Genomic DNA, 21,614 nt, shown 5'->3' on the forward strand with positions numbered 1-21,614 from the left:
GACAGGGCAAAGCGACCATTCGCACACAAAACAGTCGACGTCGGCTGGACACCAGGCGCCTCAGGTGTCAGAGCCGCGCGGGGACGGCTCGTCGAAGTCGGCGATCCGCTGCTCCTGGTAGGCGAGCCGGCCGATGCGATGGGCGACCACCGGGGCCGTGATCAGTGCGAACAGCCCGGACAGCACCAGCATGCCGAAGTCGACGCTGCCCGACAGTCGGATCATCGCGGCGATCAGGACGAGGAGCAGGCCGAACGTCTGCGGTTTCGTCGTGGCGTGCATGCGGGTGAGGGTGTCGGGGAAGCGCAGGACGCCGATCGCCGCGGTCAGTGCCAGCAGCGAACCGAGCAGGACGAGCACGGCGACGACGATGTCGGTGATCATGGGCGTCCCCTGTCGGTCTCGGTGTTCCTGTTCTTCTTCTCCGGGTCCCCGTCCGCCTCGTCCAGGGCGCTGTCGGCGTGGCCGGCGGCGGTGATGTCGACGTCGACGTCCGTCCCCGCGACCGTGTCGGGCCCCAGGCTGGAGGCGTACGAGGTCTCCTCGCGCGGCGGCAGGACGCGCACGACGTTGTCGCGTACGCGGAAGCGGGCGATGGCCGCCGACCCGACGAAGCTCAGCAGGGCCAGCGCAACGACGCCGGGCACGACGGTCGAGTCGAGGCTGTAGGCCGCCCACCCGGCGAGGCTGCACATCGACAGGGCGATGAGCGTGTCGAGCGCGACGAGGCGATCGAGGGTGTTGGGTCCGGCGAGGACGCGCACCATCGTGATCGCCGCGGCGGCGAGCAACATCGCCGCGGCCGCGATCCAGACGACCATCATCGGCGTGCACCTCCGGCGGGCGGCGTCGGCAACGGACGGTGGAACTCGTCGTCGATGCCGTGGTACGGGCTCGGGTGCCATTCGCTGTCGCGTTCGAAGGCGCGCACGAACAGTCTCTCCACCCGGGCCATCTGGGCATGGAAGTCGCGGACCTTCTTCTCCGACGACACGTCGATCAGATGGACGTACAGCAGCCGTCGTCGGTGGTCGATCTCGACGACCATCGTGCCGGGCACCAGGTTGATGTAGTCGACGGCGAGGGTCAGGACGAGGTCGGACTTGATGGCCACCCGGGCGCGCAGCACCGCGCTGAGGGGCGGGCGTCCCGGCCGGATCGCCAGCCACGCCACCTCGGCGCTCGAGGCGAAGAAGTCGCGGACGAGCAGCACCACCAGCAGCAGCACGGTGCCCGGGTGGATACGACCCTCGACGGGGACACGGGGCAGGGGCAGCAGGGTGAGGATCACGATCGCGACCGCGATGCCGCCGAGGATGTTCGCCCAGGAGATGGTTCCCCACAACAGCACCCACACGAACGTGAGCCAGGCGATGGTCCACAGGCGGACGGCGACCTCGCGACCGTCGGAGCCGAACCAGGAGAGCACGTGCACGCGATTCTTCACCCACACCGCCCCGCGGGTGAGGTGCCAGGCGACGAACATGAAGCTCACCCGCCACAGGTGGTGCAGCGAGCCGCGGACACGACCCTTGGTCGGTGTGGGGCCCATCGGTCGTGTCATCGAGGACCGCCCAACACCGCGCCGATGTAGACGCCGCGGTCGCCGAGATCGCCCGCGGCGCTGGAGGCGAAGTCGAAGATCGGTCCCGCCCAGATGGTCAGGGCGACACCGGCGACGACCATCATCATCGTCGGGACGACCATGCCGATGGGCATGCGGCCGACGTCGACACGCTCGCCGAACGCGATGTCACCCTCCTCGTCGACCAGGGCCGACGGCCCGGTGTCCGCCATGTCACCGTCGGGCGCGTCGGCTCGGGGCCGCCAGAACGCCTTGGTCCACACGCGGGCCATGACGTAGAGCGTCAGGAGGCTGGTGACGACGGATCCGGCGATGAGGATCCAGGCGAGCACGCTGCCGTCCTGGGTACCGGCCTCGATGAGCGCGACCTTCCCGATGAACCCGGAGAACGGCGGGATGCCACCGAGGTTGAGCGCGGGGATCAGGAACAGGCCGGCGAGCAGGGGACTCGCGGCGAGCCCACCGAGGCGACGCAGCGACGCCGACCCGGCCTGGCGTTCGATGAGACCGACGACGAGGAACAGGGTCGTCTGCACGAGGATGTGATGCGCCACGTAGTAGATCGCGCCGGACAGCCCGAAGCGGGACGACAGGGCGACGCCGAAGATCATGTAGCCGATGTGGCTGACCAGGGTGAACGACAGCAGTCGTTTGATGTCGGCCTGGGCGATGGCGCCGAGGATGCCGACGAGCATGGTCAGCAGCCCGGCGACCAGCAGCACCGTGTCCATCGACCCCCCGGGGAACAGCAGCGTGTGCGCCCGGATGATCGCGTACACACCCACCTTCGTGAGCAACCCGGCGAACACCGCGGTCACCGGGGCCGGCGCGGTGGGGTACGAGTCGGGCAGCCACGTCGACAGCGGGAACACCGCCGCCTTGATCCCGAACGCCACCAGCAGCACCGCGAACAGCGCCGTGCGGGTGCCGTCGGGGACGTCCTGCAGTCGCACCGCCATCTCGGCGAGGTTGAGGGTGCCGGTGGCGGCGTACGCGAAACCGATGCCCGCCAAGAAGATCAGCGACGACACCATCGACACCATCACGTAGGACACGCCGGCGCGGACACGGTCGGCGCTGGCGCCGAGGGTCAGCAGGACGAAACTCGCGGCCAGCAGCACCTCGAACGAGACGAACAGGTTGAACAGGTCGCCGGCGAGGAAGGCGTTGCAGACGCCCGCGGTCAGCGCGAGGTAGGTCGGCAGGAAGATCGACACCGGTTGTTCGGTGGTGCCGTCCCGGATGCCCTGGCCGACGGCGTAGAGCACCACGCACAGCAGGACGATCGTCGACACCACCAGCATCAGCGCCGACAGTTGGTCCACGACGAGGGTGATGCCCAGCGGACCGTTGTCGGTGCCGCGCCCATCCCACCCGCCCACGTGCAGTGCGTAGGTCCCGTGGCGGTCGGTCAGGTAGAGCAGCAGGCACGACGCGACGAACGCGCCGGCGATCGCGACGATCGTGACGGCACGCTGCACCTTCGGACTGCGACCCATGACGAGCGTCAGGGCCGCGCCGATCAGCGGCAGCAGCGTCGGCAACACGACGAGGGTCGCGAACCACGACCGGTCGACGGTCATCGCTTGCGCTCCTCGTCGAGCAGCGACTCGTCGTCGATGAGGTCGTCGGTGTCGGAGTCGTCGTCCGACGGCATGAGGTCGGCCTCGATGCGGCTGCGCTTGCGCTCGCGGACCTCGTCCGCCGACAACGGGTTCCCGTCGTCGTCGAACATGTCACCGGCCGTGGTGTCGACGCCGGTGAGGGGGTCGTCGCTACGGTCGCGGTCGGGTGCGCTCGACAGCGACTGCGCCGAGACCTTGCGGTCCTCGGGGTCGTCGGGAACGTCGTCGTCGGTGTTGATCGTGAACGATCGATAGGCCAGTGCCAGGACGAAGGCCGCGACGCCCATCGTGATGACGATGGCCGTGAGGACCATGCCCTGGGCGAGCGGGTCGGCGTCGGCGGGTCGGTTGTCCGACGTACGCCCGTAGATCGGCGGGTTCCCCATGCTGCCGGCCGTCACGATGATCAGCAGGTTCACGGCGTTGCCGACGAGCAAGAGCCCGAGCAGCATCCGGATGAGGCTGCGCTCCAACAACATGTACACGCCGCAGGCGGCGACGAGGCCGACGACGATCAGCAGACCGAGGTTCACGGGATCCGGGTCGATGGTCATGCGTTCGTCACCACCTCGGCGGTCTGGCCGGCCCGCGCGGTGGTGGCGGTCTCCTCGATGTCGAGGCGGGCGCCGAGGCTGCGTAGCACGTCGAGCACGAGGCCGACCACGATCAGGTAGACCCCGAGGTCGAACACGAGCGCGGTGACGAACTTGATGTCGCCGAGCACCGGGAGGTGGATCTCCAGCGTCGCCGAGGACAGCGCGGGCGCACCCAGGAGCACCGACATGATCGCGGTACCCGCCGCCAGCGCCAGGCCCACACCGAGGATGCGGCCGGCGTCGAACGGGATGGTCTCACCCAGCTCGTACCGTCCGCCGGCGAGATACCGCAGCACCAGGGCCATGCCCATCGTCAGGCCGCCGGCGAAGCCGCCGCCGGGGGAGTTGTGGCCGGCGAAGAAGAAGTAGATCGAGAGCACCACCATCGTCGGGAAGATGAGGCGTGTGGTCGCCTCGAGGACCATCGAGCGGTGGCGCGGGTCGCGCAGCTCACTGCCGCGCAGCCACGTCGTGCGCGCCAACGGCATCGGCGGCTCCGGGGTCGGCGCGGGGCTGTCGCCGGAGACGGCGTCCGGGTCGGCGCCCTGGTGACGGGCGGCGTCGGCGACGCGGGGTGCGGCGCCGAACCGCCTGTGCCGGAACACCATCGACGCCACGCCGGTCGCGGCCACCAGCAGCACCGACACCTCGCCGAGCGTGTCCCACGCCCGGATGTCCACGAGGAGGACGTTCACGGCGTTGGCGCCGTCGCCGTACTCGTAGGCCGCGCGCGGGAGGTCGGCGGCCACACCCTGGGTGGTGCGGGCCGCCGCTGCGAACAGACCCATCACCACCAGCAACGCGCCGAACGACAGGGCGATCAGCGCGCGCAGCGGCCGGAACCCGGTGAGATGACGCTTCTCGGTCTCGGCCGGCAGCTTGCGCAGGACCAGCACGAAGATGACCAGGCTCAGGGTCTCGACGAGGAACTGGGTGAGGGCGAGATCGGGTGCGCCGTAGAACGCGAAGATCATGCCGCAGCCGTAACCGGTGACGCCGACGATCAGGGTCGCGGCGAGGCGGTTGCGCAGGATGGTCGCGGCGACGGCGGCCGCGACCATGATGAGGCCGACGACGATCTGGATCGGCGAGTCGAACCCGGCCACCGCCAGACGGTTCCGGTTGCCGAGGAACAGGGCGACGAGCGGTGTGACGACGAGGGTGACCATCACGACGCCCTGCGTCACCGGCAGGGACCCGGTCTGGGTCACGCGTGTCAGCGCGAGCGAGGCGACGTCGGCGCCCCGCAGCACGGCGTCGTAGATGCGGTCGGCATTGCCGAGCGGTGGGGTGGTGAACCCGAGGCGGCGACGACGAGCCCGCAGGATCACGAACGTGGCGACACCGCCGACGACGACCACGGCGGTGAGGCCCAACGCCGGCGTGAAACCGTGCCAGATCGCGAGGTGCTCGATCTCGTGTCCGTTCGCGGGCAGGGTCGTCGCGTAGCGCTCGAGGACGTCGCCGAGCGGCGAGGCGAGGAACCCGGCGACGACACCCGCGACGGCGAGAACGCCTGCGGGGACGAGGAACAACGGCGACGGTCGGTGCATCCTCGCGACGGCCGCGCTCGGGGTCGTCTGCACCTTGCGGCCGAAGCCGCCCCACAGGAATCGCACGGTGTAGGCCATCGTGAGGACCGACCCGAGGACGACGACCGCAGTGAGGACGCCGCCCTCCCAGCCGCCGACACCGCGGTACTCGAGCAGGGAGGCGAGTGCGGCCTCCTTGCCGACGAAGCCCATGGTGATCGGGAGGCCCGCCATGCTCGCCGCAGCGAGCGTGGCGATGACGGCGAGTGCCCGTGCCGCCGAACCCAGCCGGGCCAGCTTGCGCACGTCGCGGGTGCCGGTCTGGTGGTCGATGATGCCGACGACCATGAACAGCGACGCCTTGAACAGAGCGTGTGCCACCAGCATCGCGACACCGGCGAGCGCGACGTTCGCGTCGCCGACGCCCACCAGGATCATGAGGAACCCGAGTTGCGAGACGGTGCCGAAGGCGAGGATCAGCTTCAGGTCGAACTCACGCAGCGAGCGCCAGCCGCCGAGGATCATCGTGAGGCCGCCGAGGCCGACGCACAGGATCTGCCACGCGAGCAGGTCCGAGTAGCCGGGTGCGAGGCGGGCGATGAGGAAGATGCCCGCCTTCACCATCGCGGCGGCGTGCAGGTACGAGCTGACCGGGGTGGGCGCCGCCATCGCGCCGGGCAGCCAGAAGTGGAACGGCACGATCGCCGACTTGCTCAGTGCACCCACCACGATCAGCACGATCGCGACGGTCACCGCCGTGCCCGACGGCGGCGACGCGACGACGTCGGACAGGAGATAGCTGCCGGCGCGCTCACCGAGCACGATGATCCCGGCGAGCATCGCCAGGCCGCCGGCCGTGGTCACCAGCAACGCCTGGGTGGCGGCGCGTCGCGAGGTCGCGCGCTGGGCGTAGAAGCCGACCAGCAGGAACGACAGGACGGTGGTCGCCTCCCAGAAGATGTAGAGGACGATCATGTTGTCGCTGACGACGAGTCCGAACATGGCCGCCGCGAACGCGACCATCTCGCCGCCGAACCCGGCGACGCGGCGCGTCACCCGCCGCGGGGCGGATGCATCGCCGCTGTCGAAGTACTCGGCGCAGTAGCAGAGGACGAGAGCGCCGACGCCGAGCACCAAGACCGACATCACAGCGCCGAGGGTGTCCATCCGCAGGTCGATGTCCATGCGCAGTGCGGGCACCCACGAGATGCGCTCGGTCCACGGGTCGTCGGCGGTGGGCCACCGCATGACGACGACGACGGTCGCCAGGGCGGGAGCGAGAGCGAGGACGTAGAAACCGCGCCGCCCGAGCCAGATGAGGATCGCGGGGGCCAGCCCTGCCGTGACGGCGAGGGCGAGCAGGATCGCGATCACGGGGGGCACCTCGTCTCGTCCGGCATGGGCGGGGTGTCACGGACCGCGCAGGCCGACGCCGCTGCTCATCCGCGGTGTCGACTCTACCGGGCGGGGTCGGCCACCGACGTGTCGGCCCGACGGCCCCGGGCCGCTGCCGGTAGGTTGCCTCACCGGAACGGAGGGACACCATGCATGCCATCTCGACCGCCGCACCGCGGCGCGTCCTGCCGCGCACGACACTGCTGATCGCGGCCGTGGCCGTCGCGCTGTGCGGGCTGCTCGGCGCGTGCGGATCCGGGTCGGGTTCGCCGTCGGAGTCGACCGGGCCGTCGGCGCTGTCGCTGCCGTCGGACTTCCCGAAGTCCGACGTCCCCGTCCTGGCCGGGCCACTTCTGTCCGCGGGCGGGACGGCGGACGAGGGCTGGAACCTCACCGTGCAGGGACCCGCGAACGCGACCACCGCACTCGACGACGCCGTCGCGGATCTGACGAAGGCGGGCTACGCCGAACAGCAGCGGACCACCGACGGCGGCAACAAGGTGGTGGTGCTGACCGCGACGAAGTCGGGCACGCGCTACACCGTGGAGGTCGGAGCGGTCGCCGGTGCCGCCGGCGGCGGGAACTCCGTCTTCTACCAGGTCACCCGCGGATAGGACTCAGGGCCGACCGGGCCGCCGCAGCCCGAGGCGGGCCTGCGATCGCAGGGGACGTACGCGGTCCCGGCTGCGAGCGGCGCGACGTTCGGCGCGCCGCTCGGCCGGGGCCTTGTCCCAGGTGTGCGGACGCTTCGCCGTCCACCGGCTCGCGCGCCACGCGAACGGGATGTGCGCGAGGTACCCCGCGATGAGCAGCAGCATGAGGACGTACGGGAACGTCACCAGCAGGGCCGCGCCGATCGCGACCACGATGAGGATGCCGACGAGCTTGTGCGGCGGCACCGAGACCGTCTTCACCGAGACGGTCGGGATCCGGCTGACCGCGAGTCCCGCGCTGACCAGGACCCAGGCGCCCACGGCGGCGGTCGAGGTCCACCAGCCGTCGCCGAACTGCTGCTCGCACGCCACGGGCAGGAGCGCGATGATGGCCGCGGCGGGAGCGGGCACGCCGGTGAAGTAGTCCTTCGTGTACTCGGGTGCGGTGACGTCGTCGTCGAGGATGTTGAACCGGGCGAGGCGCAGGACGATCGCGCAGACGAAGACCAGCACGATGACCCACCCGGCGTCCTGACCACGGAGCAGCAGCAGGTAGACGGTGAGCGCGGGCACGACGCCGAAGTTGATCGCGTCGGCCAACGAGTCCAGCTCGGCGCCGATGCGGGTGGTCGCGTCGAGCAGTCGCGCGATCCGGCCGTCGACGCCGTCGAGCAGGGCTGCCGCCGCGATCATCCCGACCGCGAGGTCGACGCGGCCGTCGAGCGCGAAGCGCGCCGCCGACAGCCCCGCGCAGATGGCCAGGACCGTGAGACCGGAGGGGATGAGCAGGCGGCCGGCGGTGAGGTCGGGGACGCGGCGATCGCGGTCGGTGCGCCCGGGCCGACGGATGCGCGACGACGGTGCGCCGGAGCGGCGCAGCGTGCGACGTGATGTCACCTCGGGGCGCGCGGCCCGGTGCGGGACCACTAGAGCCTGGCCAGCACGGTCTCGGCGCCGACCGCCCGCTGTCCGGGGAGGACCTCGGGGTCGGTTCCCGCGGGGAGGTACACGTCGACGCGGGACCCGAAACGGATCAGCCCGTAGGTCTCCCCGAGCCCGACGCGGTCTCCGGCGCTCTTCTCGTTCACGATGCGGCGCGCGAGCAGTCCGGCGATCTGCACGACACCGATGTCGACGCCGTCGTCGGTGCGGAGGTGCATGCAGGTGCGTTCGTTCTCGGCGCTGGCCTCCGGCAGGTCCGCGGACAGGAACCGGCCGGGGGTGTGCGTCACCGACACGACCTCACCGCCGACGGGACTGCGCTGGACGTGGACGTCGAGGATGCTCAGGAACGTCGACACCCGCGGCAGTGGCTCCGATCCGAGGCCGAGTTCGGGCGGCGGCAGCGCGACGTCGACGAGGGTGATCTCCCCGTCCGCGGGCGCGACGACCGCGCCGGGTGCGGTCGGCGGCACGCGATCGGGGTGCCGGAAGAAGGCGGCGCAGACCACCGATGCGGCCAGCGCCGGCGTGCGGATCCAGCGGCGGTTCCGGCCCGCGAGCGCGAGCGCCGCGGGTGCCGCGACGAACGGCAGACCGGCGGGGTGCACCGGCGGCAGCGTGTGACCGACGAGCTCGACGACGTGCGTGAGGCCGCGGGTGTGGCGGGTCAGGCGGCCCCGATCGCCGACCGGGGCACCGGGGACAGCGGAGGCGGCGGGCTTCGGGCGTCGTGCCACGTGCCTCGACCATCCCTTCCTCGCCGGTGCGCCGGGCCTCGACGCGTCTGTTCGGAACGCCAGCGTAACGGCTCGCCCGAGGGCCCGGGAATCGTCGGGCGACGCCGCCCGCGGCTCAGTCGTCGAGCAGCAGGACGACGACGGTGTCACCGGACGCGACGTCGTCGGCGTCGGCGGGGATGTCGATGAGGGCGTTCGCCGAGGCCAGGTACCGCAGGTGATGCGACGACGGCGGTCCGATCGGCTGGACGCGCAGCGTCCCGTCGGGCGCGGTCTCGACGACGCCCCGCCGGAACTGGCGTTTCCCGCGCGGTGATCGCAGGTCGTCGGTGAGGACGGCGGTCGAGCGGGGGCGCTCCTGCGGCAGCCGGAGCGCGGCCCGCAGCGGCGGTCGGACGAAGATCTCGAACGAGACCTGCGCGCTGACGGGGTTGCCGGGCAACGTGACGATCGGGACCGCGCGCCCCGACGCGGTGGTGTACCGGCCGCTGCCCTGCGGCATGCCGGGCTGCATCGCGACCTTCACGAACTCGACGTCGTCGCGGACCAGTGCGTCCTTGACGACCTCGTAGGCGCCGGCGCTGACGCCGCCGGAGGTGAGGACCAGGTCGGGTGGGTCGGCCGAGTCGACGACAGCGTCGAGGTGGGCGCGGAACTCGTCGACGTCGTCGGGGACGAAGTGCAGGGCGGAGGCCCGGGCACCCGCGGCGGTGACCGCGGCGCACAGCATCGCGCCGTTCGACTCGTGGATCTGCCCGTGCTGCAACGGTTCTCCGGCCGCCACCAGCTCGCTGCCGGTCGACAGGACGACGACGTGCGGGCGGGCGGGAACGGTGACCTCGGCGATCCCGAGTGCGGCCAGCAGGCCGATCTGCGGTGCGTTCAGCACGGTGCCTGCCGCCAGGGCGAGGTCGCCCGCGGCGATGTCGGAGCCGGCGCGGCGCACCGATGTCCCGGCGTCCACGGCCCGTCGGATGTCGACGGACTCCGTGCCGCCGTCGGTGTACTCGACCTGCACCACGGCGTCCGCGCCGGCGGGCATCGGTGCGCCGGTCATGATGCGGTGCGCGGTGCCCGGGGCCAGCGTCAGGACGTCGGTCCGCCCGGCCGGGATGTCGGCGGCGACCGGCAGCCGGGCGGGGGCGTCGTCGGAGGCACTCGCGACGTCCGCGGCACGGACGGCATACCCGTCCATCGCGGAGTTGTCGAAGCCCGGCAGCGAGATGGCGGCGTGGACGTCGTCGACGACCACGCGGCGCAGGGCGTCGGCGAGGGCGACCCGTTCTGGTTCGGGCGGGGTGATCAGGTCCGCGACGCGCCGGGCGTGCTCCTCGACCGGACGGAGGGTCTCGCCGGGCGCCAGCGGGTGGTCGTGTCCGCTCACGCGGTCGTGCCGGTCGCGGCGAGTGCCCGCAGGAACAACGCCTCCGACAGTGCGGTGCGGGCGATCTCGTCGGGATCGACGCTCTCGTCGGCGGCGTGGATACGGCAGCGGGGCTCCTCCACACCGAGCAGGGCGATCTCGGCGTCGGGACAGATCTCCGACAGCACCGTGCAGAGCGGGATGGAGCCGCCCTGTCCCGACCGCACGACGGGACGTCCGTAGGCCTCCTCCATCGCCGCGGTCAGGGCCTGGTACCCGGGGCCGCTGGTGTCGGCGGCGAACGGTGCGCCGGCCGCCTCGGGCTCGACCGTGACCCGTGCGTGCCAGGGGATGTGTGCGCGCAGATGGGCTTCCAGCGCGTCCCGGGCGTGTGCCGGATCGATCCCCGGCGGCACGCGGAGGTTCAGCACGGCCGCGGCGTGCGGGGCGATCGCCGACGCGGCGTTCTGCGTCGACGGAGCGTCGATCCCGATGACCGTCACCGCCGGCCGCGCCCACACCATGTCCTCCGGTGGTGCCGAACCGAGGAGGTCGACCCCGTCGAGGACGGTGGCGTCGGATCGGAAGGTGTCCGCGTCGTAGGGGGCGCCGTCGAACGTGCCGGTGGCGTCGAGACCGTCGACGGTGGTGTTCCCGTCGGCGTCCCGCAGGCTCGCCAGCCCGGCGATCAGTGCGGCGAGGGCGTCCGGTGCGGCGCCGCCGAACTGGCCGGAGTGCACCCGGGATCCCAGGGTCTCGACGGTGACCTTTACGTTCACGACGCCGCGCAGGCTGGTGGTCAGGGTCGGCGTCCCGATGGCGACGTTGCCGGTGTCGCAGACGAGGATGACGTCCGCGGCGAACAACTCGGGCTGTTCCCGCGCGAGGTGGTCGAGGCCCTCGCCCCCGGCCTCCTCGGACCCCTCGATCACGACGCGGATCCCGACTCCGAACCCTGCGGTCTCGTCGTCGTGGAGTGCCCGCAGTGCGGTGAGGTGGGCGACCACGTTGCCCTTGCAGTCCGCCGCGCCGCGTCCGTACCAGCGGCCGTCACGCTCGGTGAGGGTGAACGGGGACGACGCCCAGTCCGCCTCGTCGACGGGTTGCACGTCGTGGTGGGCGTACAGCAGGACGGTGGGGGAGCCCTCGGGTCCCGGGTGATGGCCGATGACGGCGTGGCTCCCGTCGACCGTGCAGATCGTCGAGCACGGCACACCCGCCTCGGTGAAGGCGTCCACCACCCACGTCGCGGCGTCCTGGCAGGCCTGCTCGCGCCCCGGTGCGCCGTGGACGGACGGGAACGCGACCAGCTCGGCGAGGTCGGTGCGGGCGCGCGCCATGAGGTCGTCGACGACCGGGCGCAGAGGGGTCGTGGCGGTCGCGGTGTCGGCCGGATCCGGCATCGGGGGCATGGGTCTCAGCATGCCAGTGCCGGACACGGTGTGACCGGCACAGGGGCGACGGCCTCGGGGGGCGACGCGCGCAGGGGGCGACTAGATTCGCGTCATGACCGGGTTGCTGCTGGACATCGACGGGGTGCTCGTCACCTCGTGGCGCCCGCTGCCCGGTGCCGTGGAGGCACTCGACGCGCTCGAACGGCAGGGCGTGCCGCGGATGTTCCTGACGAACACCACCTCCCGGTCGCGGCATCAGATCGCCGAGGCGCTGACCGGGTGCGGCCTGCGCGTCGACGCCGAGGAGATCCTCTCGGCCGCCCGCCTCACCGCCGAGTTCCTCGTCTCGGAGTACCCGGATCGTCGCGTGTGGGTGCTGAACAAGGGGCCGGTCGCCGAGGACATGTCGGGGGTGCAGATCGTCGACGGTCCGGACGACGACCCCGAGGTGATCGTGCTGGGCGGCGCGGGTTCGGTGTTCACCCACGACGCGATGTCGCGGGTGCTGCAGATGATGTTGCGGGGGATCCCGGTCGTCGCGATGCACCGGTCGATGACGTGGTCGACCGACGAGGGCGTCAAGATCGACACCGGGGTCTACCTCGAGGGGCTGGAGAAGGCTGCGGGCCAGTCGATCCGGGCGATCGGGAAGCCGTCGCCGATCGGGTTCCGGTCCGCGGTCGAGATGCTCGGCATGGAGCCGACGTCGGTGGTGATGGTCGGCGACGACCTGCACAACGACGTCCTCGGGGCGCAGGCGTCGGCGTTGCGGGGAGTTTTGGTGCGCACCGGGAAGTTCCGTGCCGACGAGCTGGACAGGGTCCTCGCCGACGAGTTCGGTCCCGTCCCCGACCACGTCATCGACTCGATCGCCGACCTGCCGGAACTCGTGGAGTCCCTCGCCGTCTGACGCGGGCGCGTGTGTCAGCCGCGCTCGGCGGCTGCCTTGATCTTCATCAGGGTCTCGCGCATGCCCTCGTCGAGCTCGGCGTCGAACGACTCGGTGCCACCCATCGCGAGGCCGATCAGCGTCGACGAGACCTTCGTGGTCTGACCGTTCTTCGCCTCACGACGCTCGGTGAGACGCACACCGCTGTCGGTGGGGGTGATCTCGAATCCCCACACCGTGCGGTTCTCGGCGATCCGGTAGGCGATCTTCCTGTTCGGCTCGAACGTGACGACCTTCGCCGTGGTCGGCCAGACCAGCAGCCCGCGCTTGTTGACGTTGATGGTCTTCGCGCCGAGCCGAACCGTGCCACCCCGCACGATCACCTTGCGGCACTGCGGACTCCACTCGCCCATCCGCGACAGGTCGGAGACGATCGACCACACCTTCTCGGGGGTGGCGGCGATCTCGGTCGACTGCTCGAGCAGTGGGGCGGCCATGGGACTCCTTCGTCGCGGGGGCGAGGTGAGTGTAACCGGGCGTACCCGACACCCACCCGCCCCCGGACGACGGAGGCGAGCGTCAGATCAGGGTGAGCATGTCGTGATCGGCGACGGAGTCCGAGAGCACGCGCAGGTGGTCGTCGGCGGTGCCGATGGTGCGGGCGATCGCCGTCAACCGGCTGACGACGTGACCCACGGGGTACTCCGCCGTCAGGCCGATGCCGCCGTGCAGCTGGATGGTCTCCTGACCGATCAGCCGCGCCGACCGGCAGATCTGCAGCTTCGCGCGCGACGCGGTGGCCGGGTCGACGTCGTCGTCGGCCAGTCGCATGGTGGCGTACGTGCTGATGCTGCGGGCCAGCTCGAGTTCCACGTACATGTTCGCGGCGCGGTGGGTGAGGGCCTGGAACGTCTTCAGCGGGACACCGAACTGCTTGCGCGACTTGAGGTACTCGGTCGTCTGGTCGAGCGCCTGCTCCATGGCGCCGACGGCCTCGGCGCACAGCAGGGTCTGGGTGACGACCTCGGTCTTCGTGATGACCGCGGCGGCGTCGTCCACGGGCAGGTGGGTGGCCTCGGCGCCGTCGAACGTGATGCGGGCTGCCCGACGGCGATCGTGGGTGCGCAGAGCGGTGCGGGTGACACCGGTTGCGTCCGCGTCGACGACGAACAGGGCGGGTGCGCCGTCGAGAGTGGCGGTGACCAGGAACTTCCCGGCGACGTCACCGGCGAGGACCGGGGTCTTCGTGCCGGTGAGTGTGTGGCTGTCACCCGAGGCGGTCGCCGTGGTCGACAGCGCGGCCGCGGGCCAGCGGTCGCCCGGCTCGTCGTGCGCGTAGGCCAGCACGAGTCCGCCGCTCGCGACGGCCTCGACGATCTGACCCCGCAGGGCGTCGTCGGTGGTGGCGGCGACGGCGACGCCGGGGGTGGCCATGCCGGTGATGAACGGCTCGGGCGCCAGCGATCGACCGAACTCGCCTGCGACGACGGCGGTCTCGGCGAAGCCGGCGCCGGCGCCGCCGTCCTCCTCGGAGAACGGCAGGCCGAGGATGCCGATCTCGGCGAGCGAGCTCCACACCTTCTCGCTCCAGCCGCGGTCGGTCTCGGCGACGTCGCGCAGCTTCTCGACGTCGTAGGCGCGCCCGAGCACCTCGCGGGCGGTGTCACGCAGGAGCGTCTGCTCCTCGGTCAGTTCGAAATCCATGGGGGAGTGACCCTCTCGTGGGTTCTGTTCGGGGGAGTGGGTGAGGGGCGCGGTCTACAGACCGAGGATGCCGCGGGAGATGATCTGACGCTGGACCTCCGACGACCCGCCGTAGATCGAGACCTTGCGGGTGTTGAGGTAGGTCGGCATCGCGAGGTGCGCCCACTCCGAGTCGTCGACGGCCGGGTCGAAGACGGTGAGGGCGTCGTTGCCGGCCAGGTCGGTCATCAGCTCGGTGACGTCCTGCGTGAGCTCACTGCCGCGCAGCTTGAGCACCGACGACGCCGGGTTCGGCTTGCCGCCGGTCTCCGACGCTATGACACGCAGCTGCGTCAGTTCCAGTGCGAGCAGGGCGTTCTCGAGTTCGACGAACCGCGCACGCATGTGCGGGTCGTCGAGCAGGGTGCCGTTCGCGGTCGAGATCGACGCGGCGAGCTCCTTGGCGCGGGCGAGACGGATCTTGTTGTACGAGACCCGGGCGATGCCGCCGCGCTCGTTGGACAGCAGGAACTTGGCGTAGCTCCAGCCCTCGTTCTCCTCGCCGACGAGGTTCTCCACCGGGACACGCACGTCGGTGAACCAGACCTCGTTGACCTCGTGGCCGCCGTCGATGAGCTGGATCGGGCGGCGCTCGATGCCCTCGGAGTTCATGTCGATGAGCAGGAAGCTGATGCCGGCCTGCTTCTTCGGGGCGTCCGGGTCGGTGCGGACGAGGCAGAAGATCCAGTCGGCGTACTGCGCCAACGTGGTCCACGTCTTCTGGCCGTTGACGATGTAGTGGTCACCGTCGCGGACGGCCTTGGTCTTGAGCGACGCCAGGTCGGACCCGGCCTCGGGCTCGGAGAAGCCCTGGCACCACCAGATGTCGAGGTTGGCCGTCGCGGGCAGGAACCGGTCCTTGATCTCCTGCGACCCGAACTGGGCGATCACCGGACCGACCATCGCGGCGTTGAACGCCAGCGGTTCGGGCACTGCCGCCAGGTTCAGCTGGTCCTGCCAGATGTGGCGCTGCACGGGGGTCCAGTCCTTGCCGCCGACCTCGACGGGCCAGTTCGGGACCGCGATGCCCTCCTCGTTGAGGATGCGCTGGGACGTGATGATGTCGTCGGGGAACTTCAGGGCGCCCTTGGCGGAACGCTCGCGGATCTCCTTGGGGATCTTCGTGGTGAAGAACGTCCGCATCTCGTCGCGGAAAGCCGCCTCGTCGGGCGTGAGCTGCAGGTGCATACCTCCTTGATACTCCCGGGTAACCAGCGGTGGAAGCACGACCCCGTATCGACGACCGGCCGAGAGGTCGCAGGTCGGCAACGACGAATCGGACACGAGGCGGCCGGCGGTGCGCTGAGATGAGGTCGGGGGCCGGCGAGAGGTGGCTCGGGGATGTCGTTCGTCCTGGGGTTCGCGCCCTGGATCCTGTTCTGGGTGCTCGTGGGCAACACGGGTTTCGTCGTCGCCGTCGCGTGTGCGACGGGCGCCGCCCTCATCGGCTCGGCCGTCTCCCGGCGGCGGGACGGGCGGTGGCGGTCGCTCGACGTCGGGACCGCGGTCGTGTTCGTCGTGCTCCTCGTCGCCGCGTCGGGCCTCGACGATTCCGTGCTCGAGCGCTGGCTGCAGCCCGCCGGCAATCTCGGGCTGTTCCTCGTCGCGCTCGTGGGTGTTCTCGTCGGGCGGCCATTCGTCCGGGAGTACGCAGCCGACGCCGTCGACGCCGTGACCGCCCGCACCGACGGGTTCCGCACCATCACGCTGGCGATGACGTGGATGTGGGTCGCCGCGTTCGCGGTGATGACGGCGGTGTCGTTCGTGCCGCCGATCGTCGACGGCGCCGCGACCGTCCGCGACGCCGACCGGCCGCTGTCCGTCGTCTGCTACTGGGTGATCCCGTTCGTTGTGCTCGGCGTCGCCGGTGCCCTGTCCGGGCTGTTCCCGCCGTGGTTCGACCGGCAGACGGCGAGGATCGCGGAGCGGTCGGTGCCCGCCGAACCGGTCGAACAGCCCGCGGCACCCCCGGACATCGCCGGCGGGGCCGTGACGCTGGACCTCCCGGACGCGAGCCGTCACGACGAACCGTTCGTGGTCGTGGTCGCGGGCCTCGACCCGGAGACGGTCGTCGAGATGGAGTGCGCGGGCGTCGACCTGGTGGGTCGGCGGTGGTCGTCGCGCGCCCGGTTCGCGGTGACGGCCGACGGGACGGTCGACTCCGGCCGCGACGCACCCCACGACGGCGACTGGCCGGCGGCGGATCCGGCCGCCCCGATCTGGGCGATGCGTCCGGAGTCGACAGACGGCCTCGTCGACGAGATGTTCGTGCCGCCGGCGGGCGCGTGGACGGTGACCGTCACGGTCCGGCAGGACGACGCAGACCTGGTGCGCCGCTCCGTCACTCGGTCACACGGCGATCGCGACGTGCGCGTCGAGGACGTCGATCTCGGTGGCCGGGACGGGGTGGTCGCCCGACCGGCCGGTGATCGCCCGGCGGCGGGATGGCCGATCGTGCTGTGTTTCGGGGGATCCGAGGGTGGCGTCGACTCGCAGCGGTCGACGGTGGCGATGCTGGCCTCCCACGGCCATCTGGCCGTCGCGGTCTCGTGGGTGGACGAGCCCGGCGCACCGGACGAGGCGACCGTCGTGGACATCCCGCTCGAACGCTTCACGCGGGCGGTCACGGAGGCGTGCGCGCTCGACGACGTGAACCCCCTACGCGTGGTGTGCGTGGGGATCTCACGAGGTGCCGAGGGATTGCTGGCGGCGGTCGCTCTGGCCGGCTCCGCGATCCGCGAGACCGTCCTGTCGGGCCTGGTGCTGGTGAGTCCGTCCTCGGTGAGCTGGCAGGCGGTCGGCCCCGACGGCGACGTGCCGGACACGCCGTCGTGGCGGTGGTCCGGTGCACCCGTCCCCGCGGTGCCGGTCCCGACCGGACGCCTCATGCCGCAGCTGGTGTCGGAGGCGGCGACGGTCGGGCGTGACGTGGCCCGTGGTCGTCCGAGCCTGCTCCGGCTGTGGCCCGCCTACGCCGCAGGACTGGACGCGGCCGTCGCCGATGTCCCGTTGCCCGACGGGCCGGCGCTGGGTTCCGATGTGCCGGTGCCGGTCCTGTGCATCGCGGGCGCCGACGACGCGCTGTGGCCGTCGGCGCGGATGGCGCACACGCTGGTGCACGGGCGTGGATCCGGCGACGACCGGCTCGTGGTGCTGCCGGGCGCCGGGCACCTCATCCGGTTCGGCGAGTTCCCGACGGCCGCGCAGTGGACCGGTGGCATCGCGTTCGGGGGTGACCGCGTCGGTCAGGCACTGGGCCAGCGGGCGGCGCGAGGAGCGCTGCTGGAGTTCCTCACCCGCGCCGGGGACTGACCGCTCAGGCCGCGCACTCGACGGTCTCGGTGACGATCTCTTCGAGGGACTCGTCGTCGACGGTGCGGCGCCCCATCACGACGGCTGCGGCCGCGGCGATCACGACGAGCCCGACGATGAACAGCGCGTACCCGACCGCGGTCGGGGTCAGCCCGACATGGGTGGTCACCAGCCCGGCCACCACCGCGGGGACGCTGAACGCGGTGTAGCTCAGCGCGAACACCGCCGCGAAGACGCGTCCGCGATCGCCGGGCTCGGCCGTCGTGGCCATCGTCGTCATGACCCCGAGCAGCGTCGTGCCGAAACCGATCCCGGCGACCACCGATCCGACGACGTAGAGCGGCGCAGAGGCGACGAGCGTCGCCGACATGGTCACCAGCACACCGCCGCCGAGCGCGCCGTATCCGACGGTGAGGGCGACACGGGACGGCAGGCGGGTGCCGAGGGCGGCTGCCGTCGCGGCGCTGCCGAAGAACGAACAGAGGATCGCGCCGGCCGCGGCGTGGTTCGTCACGCCGAGGACCTTCGCGGCGATCGAGGAACCGAGTGAGAGGTAGAGCCCACCCAGGGCCCAGGTCGCGGCCATCGCCGGCGCAGCGGCGAGGAACGCGCCACGGACGTTGCCCGGCACCGACATCGACGGGGCGAGTGTGGTCGCGAGATGCCGTCGCGAGCGGAAGCCGTGCAAGGGTGACGTCTCGGGCAGGAACGCGACGGCGACCAGCATCAGCGCGAGCGCGGTGCCGACGACGATGTAGACGAGCTCTCGCGGCAGCGGTGCGTACTGCACCAGGGCGCCGGCGAGCACCGAGCCGGTCGCCAGGCCGAGCGGGGGTGTGGCGGTCGAGATCATCGAGCCCAGGTGCGGTGTCGGGGCGAGGTCGACCAGGGCTGCGCTCGCGGTGCCGGTGAGGGCGCCCGTCGCCAACCCCTGCAGGATCCGCGCGGTGAGCAGCATGCCGGTGCCGTCGGCCTCGACGAACACCACCATCGCGACGATGAGCAGGACGATCGAGGCGGCCAGCACGGGCCGGCGGCCGATGTGGTCGGAGACCGAGCCGACTGTCAGCAGGGTGCCGACGAGCGCGACGACGTACACCGCGAACACCACGGTCAGCGTGAAGGCCGAGAAGCCGAAGGCCTGCTGGTAGACGGGGTACAGGGGTGAGGGAGCCGCCGACGACAGCAGCACCACCGCCGTGGTGACGGCAACCAGCCAGAAGGCGACCGAGCGGGGCAGGCGGGGCATCTCGTCCTCCGGTTCACTAAAGCAACGGCGTTTGCTTTTCTGGAACGGTAGCGGAGGTGTGGGCTTAATGCCAACCCGTTTGCGATAATGGTCGCATGTCCACGTCGAACCGTCGAACCGTGCGCCGCCCGGGTGGCCGCAGCGCCCGTGTGCAGGCGGCGGTGTACGCCGCCGTCGGCGAGTTGGTCAGCGAGGGTCACCGCGACTCGGTGACCGTCCCGCAGGTCGCCGAGCGGGCGGGCGTCAACCCGACGAGCGTCTACCGGCGGTGGGGGTCGATCGAGGCGTTGATGTCGGAGGTCGCGGTCGCGGCTCTGACCGGCGACGAGCCCCTCCCCGACACCGGGACCGCCGTCGGGGACCTGCGCGAGTGGGCGTCGATCATCGCCGCCGACATCACCCGACCGGAGCGGATCGTCTACCTGCGCGCGATGGTCGGTGCGCGCGTCGGCATCCCTGGCTCGTGCCCGTGCTGGGACGTCCGGCTGACCCAGGCCGACGAGATGCTCGCCCGCGCCGTCGAGCGCGGCGAGTCCGTCCCGACGGTCACCCAGGTCCTCGACCACGTCATCGCGCCGCTGTACCACCACGTCGTGTTCGGGCTGCCCGTCGACGACGACTACACACACCGCCTCGTCGACGAGGTCCTCGCGATGAGTGCGCGGGTTCCCGCGCCCCGCTGAGCGTCATTGACGGACCGGGTGCCTGCTCAGGATCGACACCCTGTTGAAGGCGTTGATGGTGATCGCCACCCACACCACGGCCGACAGCTGGTCGTCGGAGAGTGCCGCGCGGGCGTGCTCGTACTCGCGCTCCTGCGTGTCGTGGTCGGGGAGGCTCGTGACCACCTCGGCGAGGCGCAGCGCCGCACGCTCGACGTCGTCGAACAGCTCGGTGTCACGCCACGCCGGCAGCGTCGCGAGTCGGTTCGACGTCTCGCCCGCGGCGATCGCCCGTCGCGTGTGCAGGTCCAGGCAGAACGCGCAGCCGTTCATCTGGGACACGCGTACGTTGATCAGCTCGACGAGGATCCGCGACAGGCCCGCGTCGCGGCTCGCGTCGGTCACCGTCGACGCGGCCTCACCGAACGCGCGGTAGACGGTCGGCGACTGCTTGTCGATGAAGACGTGGGGCTCCGTCACAGGGGTCCTCTCTCACCACGCGCGACCGTAAACTCGGTGCACTGACCGCACCATAGAGGGGGCGAGGGCATGAGCAATCTCGAGATGGACCCCGTCGTGGAGGACTGTGAGCCCGGGCCGCCGGTCGCGGTCGAGGTGATCACCGCCCGGGAGGTGCCGCTGGGTGGTCCCCGCGCCATGCCGGTGCGCCGCACGCTTCCCCAGCGGCAACGGTCGCTCATCGGGGCCTGGTGCTTCATCGACCACTACGGGCCCGACGACGTCTCGGCGACCGGCGGCATGGATGTCGCGCCCCACCCGCACACCGGGCTAGCGACCGTCAGCTGGTTGTTCTCCGGCGAGGTCGAGCACCGCGACGCCGCCGGCGTCCACGCGATGGTGCGGCCGGGCGAACTCAACCTCATGACGGCCGGCGCGGGGATCAGCCACTCGGAGGTCTCCACGCCGGACACCACCGTCCTGCACGGCGCGCAGCTCTGGCTGGCGCTGCCGGAGTCGGCGCGGAACGGTTCACGCGAGTTCCACCACCACGCGCCGGAGGCCGTTGCGATCGAGGGCGGGTCACTGCGCGTGTTCCTCGGCGCCCTGTCCGGGGCGACGTCGCCGGTGCCGACCGCCACCCCGCTCCTCGGTGCCGAACTCGTCGTCGACCCCGGCGCCACGGTGGTCCTCGACGTCGATCCCTCCTTCGAACACGGTGTCCTCGTCGACAGCGGCGTGATCGCGGTCGAGGGGGAGGCGTTGGGACGGGCCGAGCTCGGGTACGTGGGCGTCGGTGCCACCCGCATCAGCGTCGAGAACTCCGCCGACGAGCCCGGACGCGTCCTCGTCCTCGGTGGGGAGCCGTTCGGCGAGGAGATCGTCATGTGGTGGAACTTCGTGGGCCGCACCCACGAGGAGATCGCGCGGTATCGCGAGGAGTGGGAGGCCGGCGCCGACCGCTTCGGGACGGTCGACGGATACGTCGGCCCGCGGCCGCGGATCCCGGCCCCGACCCTTCCGACCACGACGTTGCGTCCGCGCGTCAATCCCGACCCCCGCGCCCGACCCCGAGGAGAGAGCCGATGACCGTCGACAAGACCGGCGTCGAGGTCGTCGTCGCCGACGCGCCCGAGCGTCAGCGGTTCGAGATCTCCGTCGACGGCACCGTCGTCGGGTCGGCGCACTACCGCGACCACGACGGTCGTCGCATCTTCTTCCACACCGAGGTCGACGGGGCCTATGGCGGCCGCGGGCTCGGCACCATCCTGGTCCGCGAGTCGCTCGACGCGATGCGCGCCGCAGGAACCCGCGTCGTCCCCGTCTGCCCACTGTTCAAGGCGTTCGTGGAGAAACACGACGACTACGCCGACATCGTCGACAAGCCGACCCGCGACGATCTCTCTTTTCTTCGAGAACGGACCTGAGCGACGAAAGTCTGCACTGAGCGGTGAGGCATCGACGTATGCGTCGCGCCG

20 protein-coding genes and 1 pseudogene are annotated in these 21,614 nt (G+C 71.3%); 6 read left to right on the top strand and 15 right to left on the bottom strand.

Annotated elements, in window-relative coordinates:
• Positions 1-60: 60 nt before the first annotated feature.
• From mnhG to Q1A98_RS11255, 6 genes and pseudogenes are all read right to left on the bottom strand, one after another.
• Positions 61-384 carry a monovalent cation/H(+) antiporter subunit G gene (gene mnhG, locus Q1A98_RS11230; RefSeq protein WP_299573284.1) on the bottom strand — a complete coding sequence of 108 codons (324 nt, stop codon included), beginning with the start codon at positions 382-384 and terminating at the stop codon, positions 61-63.
• A 185-nt stretch (positions 385-569) separates the two neighbouring features.
• Positions 570-824, bottom strand: a pseudogene (locus tag Q1A98_RS11235) (monovalent cation/H+ antiporter complex subunit F); the annotation flags it as partial.
• The gene (locus Q1A98_RS11240; protein WP_299573287.1) at positions 821-1,564 is read right to left on the bottom strand and encodes a Na+/H+ antiporter subunit E; all 744 of its coding nucleotides are present in this window, start codon (positions 1,562-1,564) and stop codon (positions 821-823) included. The pseudogene Q1A98_RS11235 and the gene Q1A98_RS11240, both read right to left, overlap by 4 nt.
• Entirely contained in the window at positions 1,561-3,168 is a 1,608-nt protein-coding gene (locus tag Q1A98_RS11245; protein ID WP_299573290.1) for a Na+/H+ antiporter subunit D, read from the bottom strand. The genes Q1A98_RS11240 and Q1A98_RS11245 overlap by 4 nt, the downstream gene beginning before the upstream one ends.
• Complete coding sequence (locus Q1A98_RS11250; protein ID WP_299573293.1) at positions 3,165-3,764, bottom strand: Na(+)/H(+) antiporter subunit C; 600 nt, start codon at positions 3,762-3,764, stop codon at positions 3,165-3,167. Before Q1A98_RS11250 ends, Q1A98_RS11245 begins: the two co-directional genes overlap by 4 nt.
• Positions 3,761-6,712, bottom strand: a complete 2,952-nt coding sequence (locus tag Q1A98_RS11255) for a Na+/H+ antiporter subunit A (protein WP_299573295.1) — start codon at positions 6,710-6,712, stop codon at positions 3,761-3,763. The genes Q1A98_RS11250 and Q1A98_RS11255 overlap by 4 nt, the downstream gene beginning before the upstream one ends.
• Positions 6,713-6,882: 170 nt before the next feature.
• On the opposite strand from Q1A98_RS11255, the gene Q1A98_RS11260 reads away from it, so the two are divergent.
• Positions 6,883-7,347 carry a hypothetical protein gene (locus Q1A98_RS11260; protein ID WP_299573297.1) on the top strand — a complete coding sequence of 155 codons (465 nt, stop codon included), beginning with the start codon at positions 6,883-6,885 and terminating at the stop codon, positions 7,345-7,347.
• A 3-nt stretch (positions 7,348-7,350) separates the two neighbouring features.
• On the opposite strand, the gene Q1A98_RS11265 is transcribed toward Q1A98_RS11260, so the two are convergent.
• From Q1A98_RS11265 to Q1A98_RS11280, 4 genes are all read right to left on the bottom strand, one after another.
• Positions 7,351-8,235 carry a phosphatidylcholine/phosphatidylserine synthase gene (locus Q1A98_RS11265; RefSeq protein ID WP_299573811.1) on the bottom strand — a complete coding sequence of 295 codons (885 nt, stop codon included), beginning with the start codon at positions 8,233-8,235 and terminating at the stop codon, positions 7,351-7,353.
• 77 nt (positions 8,236-8,312) lie between these two features.
• On the bottom strand, positions 8,313-8,999 hold the full coding sequence (locus tag Q1A98_RS11270) for a phosphatidylserine decarboxylase (RefSeq protein ID WP_299573813.1): 687 nt from the start codon (positions 8,997-8,999) through the stop codon (positions 8,313-8,315).
• A 181-nt stretch (positions 9,000-9,180) separates the two neighbouring features.
• On the bottom strand, positions 9,181-10,449 hold the full coding sequence (glp, locus tag Q1A98_RS11275) for a gephyrin-like molybdotransferase Glp (protein ID WP_299573300.1): 1,269 nt from the start codon (positions 10,447-10,449) through the stop codon (positions 9,181-9,183).
• Positions 10,446-11,831, bottom strand: a complete 1,386-nt coding sequence (locus tag Q1A98_RS11280) for a dipeptidase (RefSeq protein ID WP_299573817.1) — start codon at positions 11,829-11,831, stop codon at positions 10,446-10,448. The genes glp and Q1A98_RS11280 overlap by 4 nt, the downstream gene beginning before the upstream one ends.
• Positions 11,832-11,934: 103 nt before the next feature.
• Between Q1A98_RS11280 and Q1A98_RS11285 the strand changes: the two genes are divergently transcribed.
• The gene (locus tag Q1A98_RS11285; protein ID WP_299573302.1) at positions 11,935-12,732 is read left to right on the top strand and encodes an HAD-IIA family hydrolase; all 798 of its coding nucleotides are present in this window, start codon (positions 11,935-11,937) and stop codon (positions 12,730-12,732) included.
• A 14-nt stretch (positions 12,733-12,746) separates the two neighbouring features.
• On the opposite strand, the gene Q1A98_RS11290 is transcribed toward Q1A98_RS11285, so the two are convergent.
• From Q1A98_RS11290 to Q1A98_RS11300, 3 genes are all read right to left on the bottom strand, one after another.
• Positions 12,747-13,208, bottom strand: coding sequence for an SRPBCC family protein (locus tag Q1A98_RS11290; protein WP_299573304.1), 462 nt, complete (start codon positions 13,206-13,208; stop codon positions 12,747-12,749).
• Between the two features lie 82 nt (positions 13,209-13,290).
• On the bottom strand, positions 13,291-14,415 hold the full coding sequence (locus Q1A98_RS11295; RefSeq protein ID WP_299573308.1) for an acyl-CoA dehydrogenase: 1,125 nt from the start codon (positions 14,413-14,415) through the stop codon (positions 13,291-13,293).
• A gap of 54 nt (positions 14,416-14,469) precedes the next feature.
• Positions 14,470-15,642 carry an acyl-CoA dehydrogenase family protein gene (locus Q1A98_RS11300; protein ID WP_299573310.1) on the bottom strand — a complete coding sequence of 391 codons (1,173 nt, stop codon included), beginning with the start codon at positions 15,640-15,642 and terminating at the stop codon, positions 14,470-14,472.
• A gap of 153 nt (positions 15,643-15,795) precedes the next feature.
• Between Q1A98_RS11300 and Q1A98_RS11305 the strand changes: the two genes are divergently transcribed.
• Positions 15,796-17,766 (top strand): acyl-CoA thioesterase/BAAT N-terminal domain-containing protein, encoded by a 1,971-nt coding sequence (locus Q1A98_RS11305; protein WP_299573313.1) that lies wholly within the window; start codon positions 15,796-15,798, stop codon positions 17,764-17,766.
• A gap of 4 nt (positions 17,767-17,770) precedes the next feature.
• On the opposite strand, the gene Q1A98_RS11310 is transcribed toward Q1A98_RS11305, so the two are convergent.
• The gene (locus Q1A98_RS11310; RefSeq protein WP_299573316.1) at positions 17,771-19,015 is read right to left on the bottom strand and encodes an MFS transporter; all 1,245 of its coding nucleotides are present in this window, start codon (positions 19,013-19,015) and stop codon (positions 17,771-17,773) included.
• A 95-nt stretch (positions 19,016-19,110) separates the two neighbouring features.
• On the opposite strand from Q1A98_RS11310, the gene Q1A98_RS11315 reads away from it, so the two are divergent.
• Positions 19,111-19,698: a TetR/AcrR family transcriptional regulator gene (locus Q1A98_RS11315; RefSeq protein WP_299573319.1), complete on the top strand. Its 588-nt coding sequence runs from the start codon at positions 19,111-19,113 to the stop codon at positions 19,696-19,698.
• A 3-nt stretch (positions 19,699-19,701) separates the two neighbouring features.
• On the opposite strand, the gene Q1A98_RS11320 is transcribed toward Q1A98_RS11315, so the two are convergent.
• A complete protein-coding gene (locus Q1A98_RS11320) occupies positions 19,702-20,157 on the bottom strand; it encodes a carboxymuconolactone decarboxylase family protein (RefSeq protein WP_299573320.1) in 456 nt (151 codons plus the stop codon).
• Positions 20,158-20,226: 69 nt separating this feature from the next.
• On the opposite strand from Q1A98_RS11320, the gene Q1A98_RS11325 reads away from it, so the two are divergent.
• Together Q1A98_RS11325 and Q1A98_RS11330 are read left to right on the top strand one after the other, a co-directional pair.
• A complete protein-coding gene (locus tag Q1A98_RS11325) occupies positions 20,227-21,225 on the top strand; it encodes a pirin family protein (protein ID WP_299573322.1) in 999 nt (332 codons plus the stop codon).
• Positions 21,222-21,563, top strand: coding sequence for a GNAT family N-acetyltransferase (locus Q1A98_RS11330; protein WP_299573323.1), 342 nt, complete (start codon positions 21,222-21,224; stop codon positions 21,561-21,563). The genes Q1A98_RS11325 and Q1A98_RS11330 overlap by 4 nt, the downstream gene beginning before the upstream one ends.
• Positions 21,564-21,614: the final 51 nt, after the last annotated feature.

Origin of the sequence: uncultured Williamsia sp. (assembly GCF_947494875.1) — a bacterium.
GTDB lineage: Bacteria > Actinomycetota > Actinomycetes > Mycobacteriales > Mycobacteriaceae > Williamsia_A.

What these genes read in the sequence shown, in the direction of transcription:
- Q1A98_RS11295 (WP_299573308.1), bottom strand. Translation starts at nt 14,415, where the DNA reads ATGGATTTCGAACTGACCGAGGAGCAGACGCTCCTGCGTGACACCGCC.
- Q1A98_RS11330 (WP_299573323.1), top strand. Translation starts at nt 21,222, where the DNA reads ATGACCGTCGACAAGACCGGCGTCGAGGTCGTCGTCGCCGACGCGCCC.
- Q1A98_RS11250 (WP_299573293.1), bottom strand. Translation starts at nt 3,764, where the DNA reads ATGACCATCGACCCGGATCCCGTGAACCTCGGTCTGCTGATCGTCGTC.
- Q1A98_RS11310 (WP_299573316.1), bottom strand. Translation starts at nt 19,015, where the DNA reads ATGCCCCGCCTGCCCCGCTCGGTCGCCTTCTGGCTGGTTGCCGTCACC.
- Q1A98_RS11315 (WP_299573319.1), top strand. Translation starts at nt 19,111, where the DNA reads ATGTCCACGTCGAACCGTCGAACCGTGCGCCGCCCGGGTGGCCGCAGC.
- Q1A98_RS11290 (WP_299573304.1), bottom strand. Translation starts at nt 13,208, where the DNA reads ATGGCCGCCCCACTGCTCGAGCAGTCGACCGAGATCGCCGCCACCCCC.
- Q1A98_RS11300 (WP_299573310.1), bottom strand. Translation starts at nt 15,642, where the DNA reads ATGCACCTGCAGCTCACGCCCGACGAGGCGGCTTTCCGCGACGAGATG.
- Q1A98_RS11285 (WP_299573302.1), top strand. Translation starts at nt 11,935, where the DNA reads ATGACCGGGTTGCTGCTGGACATCGACGGGGTGCTCGTCACCTCGTGG.
- Q1A98_RS11305 (WP_299573313.1), top strand. Translation starts at nt 15,796, where the DNA reads ATGTCGTTCGTCCTGGGGTTCGCGCCCTGGATCCTGTTCTGGGTGCTC.
- Q1A98_RS11260 (WP_299573297.1), top strand. Translation starts at nt 6,883, where the DNA reads ATGCATGCCATCTCGACCGCCGCACCGCGGCGCGTCCTGCCGCGCACG.
- mnhG (WP_299573284.1), bottom strand. Translation starts at nt 384, where the DNA reads ATGATCACCGACATCGTCGTCGCCGTGCTCGTCCTGCTCGGTTCGCTG.
- Q1A98_RS11325 (WP_299573322.1), top strand. Translation starts at nt 20,227, where the DNA reads ATGAGCAATCTCGAGATGGACCCCGTCGTGGAGGACTGTGAGCCCGGG.
- Q1A98_RS11240 (WP_299573287.1), bottom strand. Translation starts at nt 1,564, where the DNA reads ATGACACGACCGATGGGCCCCACACCGACCAAGGGTCGTGTCCGCGGC.
- Q1A98_RS11280 (WP_299573817.1), bottom strand. Translation starts at nt 11,831, where the DNA reads ATGCCGGATCCGGCCGACACCGCGACCGCCACGACCCCTCTGCGCCCG.
- Q1A98_RS11245 (WP_299573290.1), bottom strand. Translation starts at nt 3,168, where the DNA reads ATGACCGTCGACCGGTCGTGGTTCGCGACCCTCGTCGTGTTGCCGACG.